General features: G+C 40.7%; 9 protein-coding genes. 3 read left to right on the forward strand and 6 right to left on the reverse strand.

What is annotated here, in order from left to right:
- Positions 1-212: 212 nt before the first annotated feature.
- The 4 genes from EV207_RS16935 to EV207_RS16950 all read right to left on the reverse strand — a co-directional run bounded on the left by EV207_RS16935 (position 213) and on the right by EV207_RS16950 (position 6,712).
- Positions 213-2,006, reverse strand: coding sequence for an ABC transporter ATP-binding protein (locus tag EV207_RS16935; RefSeq protein ID WP_132747337.1), 1,794 nt, complete (start codon positions 2,004-2,006; stop codon positions 213-215).
- Positions 2,003-3,760, reverse strand: a complete 1,758-nt coding sequence (locus tag EV207_RS16940) for an ABC transporter transmembrane domain-containing protein (protein WP_132747338.1) — start codon at positions 3,758-3,760, stop codon at positions 2,003-2,005. The genes EV207_RS16935 and EV207_RS16940 overlap by 4 nt, the downstream gene beginning before the upstream one ends.
- A 264-nt stretch (positions 3,761-4,024) precedes the next feature.
- Complete coding sequence (locus tag EV207_RS16945) at positions 4,025-5,029, reverse strand: proline racemase family protein (protein ID WP_132747339.1); 1,005 nt, start codon at positions 5,027-5,029, stop codon at positions 4,025-4,027.
- Between the two features lie 60 nt (positions 5,030-5,089).
- Positions 5,090-6,712 carry a peptide ABC transporter substrate-binding protein gene (locus EV207_RS16950; protein ID WP_165886988.1) on the reverse strand — a complete coding sequence of 541 codons (1,623 nt, stop codon included), beginning with the start codon at positions 6,710-6,712 and terminating at the stop codon, positions 5,090-5,092.
- Between the two features lie 293 nt (positions 6,713-7,005).
- Here EV207_RS16950 and EV207_RS16955 point away from each other — a divergent pair, with 293 nt between their 5' ends.
- Positions 7,006-8,088 carry a M24 family metallopeptidase gene (locus EV207_RS16955; RefSeq protein WP_279389202.1) on the forward strand — a complete coding sequence of 361 codons (1,083 nt, stop codon included), beginning with the start codon at positions 7,006-7,008 and terminating at the stop codon, positions 8,086-8,088.
- 715 nt (positions 8,089-8,803) lie between these two features.
- The gene (locus EV207_RS16960) at positions 8,804-9,349 is read left to right on the forward strand and encodes an HXXEE domain-containing protein (RefSeq protein ID WP_132747341.1); all 546 of its coding nucleotides are present in this window, start codon (positions 8,804-8,806) and stop codon (positions 9,347-9,349) included.
- A 35-nt stretch (positions 9,350-9,384) separates the two neighbouring features.
- Here EV207_RS16960 and EV207_RS16965 read toward each other — a convergent pair whose 3' ends face one another.
- Together EV207_RS16965 and EV207_RS16970 are read right to left on the reverse strand one after the other, a co-directional pair.
- Positions 9,385-10,407 carry a proline racemase family protein gene (locus EV207_RS16965; RefSeq protein WP_132747342.1) on the reverse strand — a complete coding sequence of 341 codons (1,023 nt, stop codon included), beginning with the start codon at positions 10,405-10,407 and terminating at the stop codon, positions 9,385-9,387.
- Positions 10,404-11,573 carry an NAD(P)/FAD-dependent oxidoreductase gene (locus EV207_RS16970; protein WP_132747343.1) on the reverse strand — a complete coding sequence of 390 codons (1,170 nt, stop codon included), beginning with the start codon at positions 11,571-11,573 and terminating at the stop codon, positions 10,404-10,406. The genes EV207_RS16965 and EV207_RS16970 overlap by 4 nt, the downstream gene beginning before the upstream one ends.
- Before the next feature lie 160 nt (positions 11,574-11,733).
- Between EV207_RS16970 and EV207_RS16975 the strand changes: the two genes are divergently transcribed.
- Positions 11,734-13,476, forward strand: a complete 1,743-nt coding sequence (locus tag EV207_RS16975) for a sigma-54 interaction domain-containing protein (RefSeq protein ID WP_132747344.1) — start codon at positions 11,734-11,736, stop codon at positions 13,474-13,476.
- Positions 13,477-13,488 lie beyond the last annotated feature (12 nt).

The following is a 13,488-nucleotide window of genomic DNA, read 5'->3' on the forward strand; positions in this document are numbered from 1 at the left end:
ACGTGCTAGTACTGGCGTTGTAACAGGATGTTACGTCTTTAGCCAGTGCACTTATGTGCGTCAGAAAGTTATACTTTCTGATTAACTAAAGAAAAAGGCTACATTTCGTTCAAAATCAAACGAAATGTAGTCTTTTTAAATATAGATACACTTATAAATTTGAAAAAGGTATGTTTTTTCAGCGGCCTCTCACTTAATGAAGGGGGACTTTCTTACTCATTTATAACCTTTTCCAATTCCTTTTCACCTTGCTGTAAAACAAACATTTTATGGTATAAGCCCCCCTCTCCGAGCAGCTCTTGGTGTGTCCCGCGTTCGACAATTTCCCCCTGATGCATGACCAAGATTTGATCAGCGTCCTGAATCGTTGACAATCTATGGGCGATAGCGATTGTTGTTCGTCCTTTTCGCATTTTCTTCAAAGCTGCTTGGATATTTTCCTCGGTCTCGGTATCGACACTCGCCGTCGCTTCGTCAAGGACAAGGACCTTAGGGTTGATCGCCATTGTTCTGGCAAATGACAATAATTGCCGCTGTCCGCTTGACATCGTCGCCCCTCTTTCGCCAATGGGTTCATCGTATTTCCCCGGAAGCTTTTGGATGAAGGGGTCCGCCTGAACAAACGTTGCAGCCGCTGCCACCTCCTGATCTGTCATATCAAAATTGCTTAACCTGATGTTTTCTTTGACATCTCCGACAAATAAGAATGAATCCTGCAGCACTAGACCGATCCTCTTTCTTAATTCCGTGTCATCAAAAGTTTTTAGCGGTGCGCCGTCAATTCTAATCTCGCCTCTTTCCACAGAATAGAAGCGCATTAATAAATTGATTATCGAGCTTTTGCCGCTCCCTGTATGGCCGACGAGTGCCACAGTTTCACCCGGTTTCGCTGTAAACGATATATTTTTTAACACATCGGTTTTGCCGTCGTACGAAAAAGTGACGTCACGAAATTCTACCATTCCTTCATTTATTTGAGGATAGTGATTGTCTTCCTTAACAGGAGCCATCCGCTCATCATCGAGCAGACCGAAGACCCGCTCAGCTGAGACAATCGCTTGTTGAAAACGGGTCAGCTGAAACATCATGGAATTAACGGGCTCAAAGAAACGGTCAAGGTAGCTGACAAAAGCATACAACACACCGATCTCGATCGGCCCGCCAAAAGATTTAATCCCAAAAAAGCTTAAAATAATGATTAAAACGATCAAATATAATACGGTTACTGCAGGTCTTAACATAAGGCTATTCAAACGGATGCTTCTCATGATCGACGTGTTATGCTGCTGGTTAATAACTGCAAACTCGCTCTTTAACCGCCCTTCTTGCCGCATAGCTTGAATCATATTCATCCCCTGCAGCGATTCATTTAATTTTGCATTTAGCTGACTTAGCTTTTCTCTCGATACACGGTATATTTTCGAGCTGAGCAACCTATAAGCTTGCATCAAAATAAAGATCACCGGGAGGATCACAAGGCAGAGCGCTGCAAGCTTTACGTCCAAGAAGAACATGCCGACAAAGATGCCAATTAAGAAAATAATGCTTTGAACAAAAGTTGACAGCACACTGACATATAAATCTTTAATGGCTTCTGTATCATTAGTAATTCTTGAGACAAGGCTGCCGCCTGGCGTTTGGTCAAAAAACTTTAGCCCCAAATGCTGAACTTTGCCAAACACATCGACCCGCAGCTTCTGGATGATTTTCAATGCGATTTTTTGGAAAGAGATCAGCTGGAAGTAATGAAGGACAACGGATATCGCATAAAGCATAACAAATCCGCCTGCAAGCAATGTTAACGGTTGCCAGTCAAAATTCCTTGGTGTTAAATAATCGTCAATAAACACTTTGGCTAAAATTGGACCTAAGACATCCGCAGCGGTTGCCAGGATTAGCATAGTAAAAGCAAGGGCAAGGGCTGATTTGTGGTTTTGCGTATAACCAATCAGCCTTTTGAAGACATTTTTCCGTGATAATACCTCCTTTGTATAATCCTCGCTCATATTGTTACCCCTCCTTTCTCCACCAGTGATTCGAGCTGTTGTCTCCTGTACATTGCCGCGTACCACTTCTCCTCAGCCATTAGGGAATGGTGTGTCCCCCGTTCCACAATTTCTCCGTCCTCCATGACAATAATGAGGTCGGCATGTTTGATCGCACTCAGTCGATGTGCAGATATCATTGTTGTTTTATTTTCCCGATTCGCTATTAATGCCTCAAGAATCGCTTCCTCTGTATGGGCATCAACGGCTGACAGTGAATCATCAAGAATAAGAATTTCCGGATTAATAAGCAGCGCCCTTGCAATCGATATCCGCTGTTTTTGACCACCGGATAAAGTGACACCGCGCTCACCGACAACCGTATCGTATCCATTCTCAAATACGAGGATATCATCGTGAATTTTGGCGAGTCTCGCAGCATGGTGTATCTCGGCTTGTGTGGCTTCAGGCTTTGCAAAGGCTATGTTCTCGGCAATTGTTGCCGAGAACAAGAAATGATCTTGCGGCACATAGCCGATGATCCCGCGCAATGACGCCTTTTGGTAGCTATAAATTGATTCATTGCCGATCTTTATATAACCGTTTTCACAATCGAATTCTCTTAAAAGCAGCTTGAGAAGAGTTGTTTTGCCGCTGCCTGTTTTTCCGACAACACCCAATGTCTGCCCTTGTTTTAATGAGAATTGGATGTGCCTAAGTGCAGGGATTGTTTTCTCTGGATAAATAAGTTCTTTTATGTCATAGACGATATCACCGCTTGGTGCTTGAGACAGCGCCTCTTCTCTATCTACAATGTCAGGCTTAATCGAAAGCAAAGTGCGAATTCGGTCATATGAAGCGCGGCCGCGTTCTACAATATTGAACAATAAGCCGAAGGCCAGCATCGGCCAGACAAGCTGCCCCAGATAGAGTGTGAAACTCGTCAGTTGACCGATTGTCATTGATCCATGGACAACAAACACAGCACCAAAGGCTATTGACAGAAAATAAGACATGCCTACGATAAAGGTGATTGTTGGGTCAAATAGAGCATCTACTTTAGCGACGGCAATATTCTTTTCCACAACATCAGCTGATTCTTTCCGAAACATCTTTTTCTGGGCCCCTTCTTCACCAAACGCCTTAATGACCCGTACCCCTGAGACATTTTCCTGCACTTTATCATTTAAATCGGAGAATGCCGCTTGAGCTTTATGGAATCTTTGGTGGAGCAGTGAACCATAGTGGCTAACCGCCCACGCCATAAACGGCATGGGGACGAGCGCGATCAATGTCAGTTTCCAGCTGATCAGCCATGACATGGCGGTGATAACCATGGCACCCATTGTAATGGAATCAACAAGTGTCAGGATGCCATCCCCAGCTGCTTCTTCGACGGCTTTAACATCATTTGTTGAATGGGCCATTAAGTCGCCGATTCTGCTTTTGCTATAAAAGTTGGGCGAAAGTTTTGTAAAATGTTCATAGAGACGATTCCGCAAAAGTTGTTCTAACCTGAGCGACGAACCAAAAATAAATTGACGCCAGGCATAATTTCCGGCATAACATACTAGTCCCGCCAAAGCCATAAGTCCGAGCCATTTCCCCAAAACAGCAGGCGTCAAATGATCTAACCTGATTGCATCGACAATGACTCCAACCACATAAGGCGGAAACATGGATAAAAGACTCGAACAAATCATTATGACGATGCCAAGAATATACTTCCATTTTTCTTGTTTGAAATACCACCATAAATCCAAAAATATTTTCATGCCCTGCCCCCCTTAAATGCAAAAATGCCATGGGAGAGACACTTCCCCCATGGCATAAATAGACCTTTTTGCAAAAAGCCTAAATTCTTAAGTCAGCCGGTTATAGCGGACTTCGAAGGGGTTGTCATATCAGTCAAATGAAAATAGTTAATTTCAATATTGAACTTAGACATGACAACATCCCCCTTTTTTTGAAATGAAATGATTACCAAATTAATTATACAAATTTTATAATTGTCTGTAAAGATAAATTGTTAAAAATATTTATTTCAATAGAAATCCTTCCTTAAGCGGATCAGCCGGGTCAACAACAAACTGATGGTAACCGGTGATAAAAGCACTGCCTGTTAGTTCCGGAAGGACAGCATTGAAAGGTCCAACTGTTGTCTTAGCCAATACCCGGCCTGTTAGTTGACTCGCTACGATGCTTTCTGACACAAATAACTCCCCTTGTTTTAATTGTCCTTTATGAAAGAGCTCGGCCATTTGAGCACATGTGCCCGTCCCGCATGGGGAGCGGTCAATCTGCCCATCGGCAAAAATGGTGACATTTTTCCTGTCTGAATCTTCTTTTTCAGCATCATCACAGATAATAACCCCATAGATCCCCTTAAGTTCCTTTTCCAAAGGATGAACAACGTCCAGCTCTTTTTCGATTTGCTCCTTTATTACCTCTCCCCAGTCTTTAAGTTTTGCGACTTTTTCAATACCCACGCTGACACCGAGGTCTTTTGCTTGAACAATTGCATAAAAGGCGCCGCCAAATGCAATGTCTATCTCAAATGTTCTTCCCTTTAATTTAAGTGGAACATGTGACTGATAAATAAAGGACGGGACATTCTCAAATGAAACTGATGCCACTTCAAGACCATCATGTTCCGCGCGGGCGATAATTTTTCCAGCGGGGCTATCTATGACAAATCTTACCTTTTCTTCCCGGCTTTTAAAATATCCCGTTTCCACAAGCGCCGTTACCACGGCGATAATGCCATGGCCGCACATTGTACTAAAGCCTTCATTATGCATGAAAAGCACACCGAAATCGGCATCATCCGATACCGGAGGAGTGACGACACATCCATACATCCCTTCATGTCCTCTTGGTTCATGCATCAACACCTTGCGAATATGATCCCATTCTTTCTTAAAAAACGCCCGTTTTTCAAGCATTTTCTTGCCCGGAACAGGCGGAATCCCTCCTGTTATAATCCGCAGCGGCTCACCAGCTGTATGGGCATCAATGGTTGTATATTGATCTTCAAATTGCATGCTATTCCCTCCAAAATGGTTTGACCTAGTCAATCTAACATAATGCAATTTCCGTGCCATTTAATTTTTAATGACTGTCCATTTGTAACTGGAAACGCCTGTCGTTGGAATCATTAAATATCCCTTTACATAGGGCTTCATTAAACGCGCCTGTCCCGCTTGATACATGGGGGATATCACCGCATCTTCTTGAATTAAAATGTGCTCGGCTTTTCTTAAATCATTAAATCTTGTTTTTAGATCTGATTCATTTATTGCTTTTTGAATAAGTTGATCATATTTAGGATTAGAATAATCCGACCAGTTGAACGGGCCATTTGATACAAATATATTTAGGAAAGGCATTGGATCTCTATATTCCGGACGCCATCCGGAAAAATCCAAATCATAATTCTGTTGACCCTCCAATTTTAATTTCTGTTTATTTGGCATTTGTTTTATGTTAATTGTCAGATTGGGCAAATTCTTTTCTAACTGATTTTTTATATAGCTGGAAATTTCTTTACTCTGGTCCTTATCGTAGCTTAAAAATTCCAGATCTACTTTTTTCACCCCTAATTCCTTCAAACCCTTTTCCCAAAATTCATGAGCTTTTTTGATACCTCCTTTGTTATAACCTTTGTATTTATTGCGAAAATCTTCGTCATTAGGTCCAAACGCAAAGTTTTCCGGTACTAAATAATAGGCTGCCTTTGATCCGTTTTTTAATAGATTTTCAACACCTTTTTTATCCCAAGCCATATCAATTGCCTTTCTAATATTCCTATTTTTCAAATATCTATTTTCCTGATTCATCCTAATAAAGTACATTTCAGGTTTTTGTATCGTTTCAAAATCATCGTGGTTTCGATATTTTGTTACAAACTCTGCTGAAAGATCCGCAATATCAATTTTATTTGTTTCATACAAATTGACTATTGAGCTCACTTCTTTAACAATTTTCACATTAATCTTATCCAATTTTACATTTTTGGCATCCCAATAAGTTGGATTTTTTTTGTAAGTCCAGCTTGCGCCGTGGTTCCACGAATCTAAAATAAATGGGCCGTTGAAAATTAAATTTTTGACTTCTAAACCATATTGTTTACCTTCCTTTTCTACAAATGTTTTCAGTTGTGGATAATAAACAGGTAGTGTTGTGAGAGTAAGAAAATAAGGAGTAGGATGTTCGAGTTTTACTTGTAATGTATGGTTATCGATTGCCTTAGCCCCTAAAGTGTTAACTTTTCCGTAAAACTCGCTTTTCTTGTTACCTATTTTTTTAGCATTTTCTATGCTATCCATCAAATATGCATGCGGTGAAAGTGTTTCGGGATTTAAAGCCTTTTTCCAGGCATAGATAAAATCTTGTGCTGTAACAGGTTTGCCATTGCTCCATTTTGCATTTTTACGCAAATAAAAAGTATAAGTCTTTCCATCTTTGCTTTTATCGTATTTCTTTGCCATGCCAGGTACAGGCTCATTATTGGGACCTATCCTATATAGCCCTTCGAACACGTTATTCATAGCTGTACCCACTGTTTCGCTAATAACACCCGTACTATCCATAGTGCCGATATCATCAGTTGCTACAAGATTCAATGTTTGTTCTTTTTTCTGCTCTTTTTGTACTGAGTTTGAACACCCTGAGAATAGGATGATGATCAGCAAAAAAGATATGACAAAAAACTTTTGTTTAATCATTTTGAACCCTTCCTCCCTCATTAAATAAGTTGTAACCCCGTTTTACCATAGCTGTCTAAATCTTCATACTTATCCACTTGCAATAAGTGTGCCAATATTTATTAAATTAAAGTTTAGCAATCAATCTACCAACTTTATAACGATGGATGTTTAAAATATAAGACATAATCTTTCAATGTGTATAATTTTTTGGAAAATCTAATGATTGCCATGACAATTGCAGATTTATATTTTTTGGCATAGATTTTGCATATTGAAAATTAGTATAGTAAAAGGGGGAAAGGACATTGACATTGACATTGAAATTGCAAAAGCTTCGGGACCAACTAGTAAAAAGTAGTGTCGACGGTATCTTAGTCACTAGTCCAACCAATCGAAGATATCTTACTGATTTTACAGGTACTTCTGGTGTGGCTATTGTCTCCGCAACACAAGCTAAACTAATTACTGATTACCGGTATATTGATCAGGCGAAAACACAATCACAAGATTTCGACATTATTATTCACAAAGGACATAAAGGACCAAAAGGCTTAATATTTGAGGAAGTCGGCAAACAAGTGAATAAAATGGGTATTAAGAAGCTTGCTTTTGAAAAGGATCATCTTTCATATGGGGTATTTTCCAGTTGTAATGAGTATATTACTGCAGAAATGATACCGACATCAGGAATTATTGAAATATTGCGGAAGGTTAAAACCGATGTTGAAATAGGAAAACTAAAAATTGCAGCAGATATTGCTGACAATGCCTTTAATCATATTTTAGAATTCATCCGGCCTGGTATTTCGGAAATAGAGATTTCTAATGAATTGGAATTCTTCATGCGAAACCATGGTGCTGCAGCGTCAGCCTTCGATACCATCGTTGCATCGGGCTGGCGCTCCTCACTGCCCCATGGTGTAGCTTCGGATAAAAAAGTTGAAAACGGGGACATGATTACACTTGATTTTGGTGCAAATTACCAAGGTTATCGATCAGACATTTGCAGAACAATCGCTTTAGGACAGCCAATAGAACAATTAAAACGCATTCATGCCATTGTTTTAGAAGCCTTCCAGCGTTGTGTAGAAGGTTTAAAACCTGGTTTATCGGACCATGATGTCGATGCATTAATGAGAAATGTTATACGAGAAAACGATTTCGAAGATAAATCTGGAACTGGAACGGGTCACGGTGTGGGCTTGGACATTCATGAAAAGCCTTTTTTTTCTACCGACAAGAAGGATGTGTTACAAGCTAATATGGTTATTACCGTCGAACCGGGAATATATCTTCCAGGTGTTGGTGGCGCACGGGTAGAGGATGTCATTTTAATCACACCATTCGGCAGTGAAGTTCTCACACCTTCCGCTAAAGAGTTGATTATTTTATAATATTTTTAACCCCCCATTCCCATCGTTTCGGTCATATGACTAGAAATGGGGTGATTTTATGTTCAGGAAATCTTCATTTTATTTATGCTGCTTTTACCGTTAAAGTTGACTTTGATCTTGGTTATATTTTTAAGCAGATGGCTTATTGATGCATATTGATTGCGTGATGTGCTAGGCTGGTTCACACATGAATTTATTATAATTTACCACTTTTAAAGGGGCAGTACCAGCAAAACTGGCACACTGCCCCTTTTATACTATAGCAACATATTTTAAAAATATTACCCCTCTTATATGTCCTGGTACATATAAAACATTTAATGCAACCGAACATGGTCCCATCTGATAAGCAACATATAATCTATTTGATTCCAATTAAGCTTTCCTAGGAAACAACCCACCATTTTAAAAAATATTCTCTTCACTTATTCCATTCTGAACGTCTAATTTAAACGTGACACCGGTATTACCTACACCGCAGTTGGGTGCTTCTTAAAGTATTACGTAAAAATGATATGGTGGTTGTCTATAAATCAAATTAGTGCACCTATGGAGCATTTTGAGGCAGAGGGTATTCATTTAATACCCTTTAAAGACAAGTTTTACACGATAACTGCAATAACTTTCGGTATAGTTTTTAGTGCTTGGACATATATCATTAACAGGACAACAAATCGGTAAAAAGCCTGTAACCTTAAGGAATAGGAGACAAAAAATGTTTGAGGGACTGCACAAACTTTTTGATATTGAAACAGTTATTTGGTTGTTCCCAGTCTTTTTTATGTTTCATGACTTAGAGGAGATCATAACAATTGAAAGTTTTATGACTAAGTACAAAAACAAAGCCCCGAAGGTTTCACTCGCCAAACTTGCGTTAAAGATTAAAAAAAAATTAGGCGAGGAATCCGCTCAAGTTTCTGTTGCTGTTGCCTGGATTTTGCTAATTATATCAATCGTTACATTTATGACCGCTCACTCCCTTCCAAGTGGAGGAAACTTCCTTCTGTTTACAGCTACAATAAATGTATTTTTTCTGCAGGCGTTTTCTCATATTGGCCAATCGATCATTTTTCGAGGTTATACACCTGGCGTCATAACAGCACTAGTCATTGTCATACCTTATTCTCTTCTGACCTATTATCGCTTATTGGAAATGGATTTTATAAACTGGCATTTAATAGTCGCAAGCATTCCCATTAGCATTTTAATGGTGCCGATTTTCCTTGTAGGGAACCTTTTAGGACGTCACTTCATTCGTTAATCGAACTGCACTTTCTTTCATGGACTATTTGATTATTAATGTCCTTCCATTTCAGGAATCAGCAGGAAACCCGCCATCTGCGGGTCTTTTTCATTCAAAAAGAATTGATGGAACCCCATAACCCACGCGGAGCCTCCAATATAATTAACGACCCCTTCATAGCCGCAAACGTTAACTGTGTCAACAATCTTGCCCCGGAAGAGCGACCCTACGATACTTTCATGGATAAACCATTCGCCCTCTTTTAGCAACCCTTTCGAATATAAGGTTGCCATTTTTGCTGATGTTCCCGTTCCGCATGGTGAGCGGTCAATGCCGCCTGGAGGAACAACGACGGTGTTTTTAACAGTGGCTTCCGGATGATCAGGCTTAGTGGAAAATTCAATGTGTGTCAAACCTTTAATAAAATGATTTTCCGGATGAACGACTTCAATCTGCTGGTTGATTTTGTTCCTTATTTTGATCGCGGCTTCTATTATCGAATCACTGTTTGTTTTACTCAAACGTAATCCCATTGTCTCCGCAGATATGATACCGTAAAAATTCCCGCCGTATGCGATGTCGACATCTACAATTCCAATACCGTCCACTTCAATGTCAATCCTTTTGTATAAAAAAGACGGAACATTTTTAAAAGAAACCAACTCAGCCTTGCCATTTGCGATCTCAATGTCAACAGTGACTAAACCTGCGGGTGTATCCAGTGTCAAATTCGTTAGTGGTTCCTTATAGTCAATTAAGCCGCCTTCAACTAACGCTGTACAAAAACCGATCGTGTCATGACCGCACATCGGCAAATAGCCGCCCGTTTCAATATAAATAACACCGACGTCAGCATCGGGATGGCATGGTTCCTGAAGGATTGCCCCTGACATCACCCCATGGCCTCTCGGTTCATTCATGAGTGTCTGGCGGAACCAATCGCAATGGTCCTTCATGTAGAGCATCCGCTCGCTCATTGTTTCTCCTTTTAACAAAGGCGCACCGCTAAGGATCGTTCTTGTAGGATTCCCTCCTGTATGCGTATCAATCGTGGTAACCATTCTGTCCGCCCTCATACATAAACCTCCTTATTAAATCGGTCATACCGCAATGGATCAGTCTCAATACTCGTTTTATCGCCGCTGATCATTTCCGAAATCACTTTCCCTGTTATCGCGGCAAGACTGATCCCATCCCCCTCATGGCCAGCCGCAATGTAATATCCCGGGTATTTATCAACCTTTGATACAATAGGCAAGTGATCCTTCGTCCAGGGCCTCAGCCCCGCATACATCCTGATCACATTCATATCGCTCATTTTTGGATAAAAACGGATGCCTCTCTTAGCCATACACGTCACAACATCCCAATTCACATCAATATCGAAGCCGGCAAATTCCCGGCTGGATCCAAGCAGAAAGTTCTGGCTTTGGGTCGGCTCAAAGACAAGCGCCACACCATATCGTTCCGTTTCCGCATCCACTTGACGCTTCCCTCCGAATTTGGACATCAAATAGCCGAATTCCATCACCTTGCGCGGTGAAACAGGAACTTGTCTTGATGCCACTAAGAGGTGGCCTTTGCGAGGGAAAATAGGAATGGGAATCTCAAGCATCTCGCCAATCTTCGGTGCCCAAACCCCGCCGCAATTCACGACATACTTCGCGGTTACTGATCCCTGATCAGTTTCAATAAGGTATTGGTTATTTACAAAGTTTATATTCATGACTGTCGTTTTCTTTAAGAACGACACACCATATGTTTTTGCCTCTTCAAATAAAGCATAAGTCAACATGTAGGGGTTGACGGTCGAATCTGACGCACACTCCAATCCCCCTGGTAAATCATCAGCTAAATATTTGGATTCTTGTCTTAAATCGGATCTATCCAGCATGCGAAACGGCAAGCCGGCTTCTTTCTGCATCTTTACCCACTTTTCAGCGGCTTCCATTTCATCGTCTGTTTCGCAGACGAGGATGCTTCCCGGCTGGCGATATTCAAATTCAAGTGACAACTCTTTTGCGAGCTGGTCCACCAATTCCTGACTCTTTAAAGACATTTGACTATCAAAGCCGGGATCCTTATCAATCGCCAAAATATTGCCATCACAATGTGAACTAGTACCGCTGGCTAACTCATCCTTTTCTATAATCGTCACGGCTACTCCGCGCTTTGCTGTATAATAAGCAACTGCACACCCGACAATCCCGCCTCCGATAACGGCAACCTCCGTATGTTTCATAACATCATCCCCTTCTCATTGCCTACTTCTAGTTCTGCAAATACCATGCCAAGATCTTTTGCCGCACTCACTTATTAGCAATCTATATTTCTAATAAATTAGACATTATGATTGATGTGATGTCTAAAATCTAATAACATAAATTTTAAGGGGGGATCAAATGAAAGACGTACTTCCGGATCTAGGCAACTTTGTCATTGATCAGTTCATATATTGCGAAAATGTAAACGCTATTATGGATGAAAGTCAAATCGGCAGTGATTTCAAGCATCCTGTTTTTTTCAAACATAACGATGAGATCTTCTTTCTATCTATTAAGACATTACAATTGGCTGTTAAATATAGTATCCCCGTTAATGAGCTGCCTTGGCAACATGCTGCCGCAGTATCCGTATCGGATGACTGGTACCACATTCAGCAAAAATCACGGGACACTGAGGCACTTCTTGTACACGATGGTACAATGCCGGCAGGATACATAGAATCAAAGCAGCTGCTTCATCATGTGTTATCAACTTATAATACTCTTCTCGCCTATCATCAAACGATTCTGGACACGATGGAAGGAAGCATATCAGTTATTGATGAAAATAAAAATACCGTTGTATGGACAAATGGAGCGGAAAAAATCTTTTCTATTAAAAAGAAGGAGATTATTGGCCAGCCAATGAATAAATTTTTCCCTGAAAAAATGCTGGAATGCTTCAAAACACTTGAAACTGGACAATCAGTACTGAGAAAACAGCATCAGCCTAGGGAAGATTTGTTTGTTCTTATTAATACGAATCCGATTATGATCAATAATCAAATTGTTGGCGTTGTTGTCGCGGAAACTGATGTCACGAGTCAAGTCAGGCTTAATGAACAATTGGCCGATGCGAACAACAGAATTACGCATTTGCAAAATGAAGTATTAAGAATGACACCAGCCAAAGATCCCTTCTTTGCCATAAAAGGCTCCAGTCCGGCCATCAAAAAAACTCTGGAAAAAATAAAATTGGCGGGGACAACGGAAGCCAGGGTTTTAATTTTGGGAGAATCCGGGGTAGGGAAAGAGCTTTTTGCGAAAGCGCTTCATGATTTCCGTGAGAAAAAAGGCGCCCCTTTTATTGCTCTTAATTGCGGTGCTATTCCCCCTTCTTTATTCGAAAGCGAGTTGTTCGGATATGAAAAAGGCGCTTTTTCCGGTGCTGATGCGAAAGGACGCAAAGGGAAATTTGAAATAGCGCATGGCGGGACTTTATTTCTCGATGAAATTGGCGAGCTTCCTTTGGATATGCAAGTCAAGCTGCTTCGGGTTTTACAGGAAAATAAATATTATCGGGTCGGGGGGACAAGGCAGCAGACAGCCGATTGCCGAGTGATCGCCGCAACAAATAAGCCGCTCGAGGAATTGGTCAAAAAAGGGAAGTTTAGAGATGACCTTTACTACAGATTAAATATTGTCAGCATCAAGATCCCGCCGCTTAAAGAACGGACCCAGGATATCGTTGAACTAAGCCATTTATTTTTATATGAATATGCCACAAAGTATAATAGAAACGTGAAAGAAATCCCTAAGGAAATCATGTCAGAATTGCTTTATTATAAGTGGCCGGGGAATATCCGGGAACTCCGGAATACGATCGAGCGGCTCGTTGTCTTCGCATCAGATGGACAATTAGATAAGGATGACCTCCCTTTTAAGCCAGAAAATAAAGAGCAGATGGACAATATTAATACCAAAGTTAAAGTTCGCAAACCTGGCATGACACTTAAAGAATCGCTTAATCTATTAGAAAAAGAAATAATCGAAGACACCATACACGAAAGTAACGGCAATAAAATTACCGTTGCAAAAGAGTTGGGTGTATCGAGAGCAACCCTGTATAATAAGATGAACAAGCTTGGGATTCCAAACTAAAATGGTGATTGG

The organism is Scopulibacillus darangshiensis, from assembly GCF_004341035.1.
GTDB lineage: Bacteria > Bacillota > Bacilli > Bacillales > Sporolactobacillaceae > Scopulibacillus > Scopulibacillus darangshiensis.

Coding starts and splice junctions, on each gene's coding strand:
- EV207_RS16935 (WP_132747337.1), bottom strand. CDS start 2,006: ATGAGCGAGGATTATACAAAGGAGGTATTATCACGGAAAAATGTCTTC.
- EV207_RS16940 (WP_132747338.1), bottom strand. CDS start 3,760: ATGAAAATATTTTTGGATTTATGGTGGTATTTCAAACAAGAAAAATGG.
- EV207_RS16945 (WP_132747339.1), bottom strand. CDS start 5,029: ATGCAATTTGAAGATCAATATACAACCATTGATGCCCATACAGCTGGT.
- EV207_RS16950 (WP_165886988.1), bottom strand. CDS start 6,712: ATGATTAAACAAAAGTTTTTTGTCATATCTTTTTTGCTGATCATCATC.
- EV207_RS16960 (WP_132747341.1), top strand. CDS start 8,804: ATGTTTGAGGGACTGCACAAACTTTTTGATATTGAAACAGTTATTTGG.
- EV207_RS16965 (WP_132747342.1), bottom strand. CDS start 10,407: ATGAGGGCGGACAGAATGGTTACCACGATTGATACGCATACAGGAGGG.
- EV207_RS16970 (WP_132747343.1), bottom strand. CDS start 11,573: ATGAAACATACGGAGGTTGCCGTTATCGGAGGCGGGATTGTCGGGTGT.
- EV207_RS16975 (WP_132747344.1), top strand. CDS start 11,734: ATGAAAGACGTACTTCCGGATCTAGGCAACTTTGTCATTGATCAGTTC.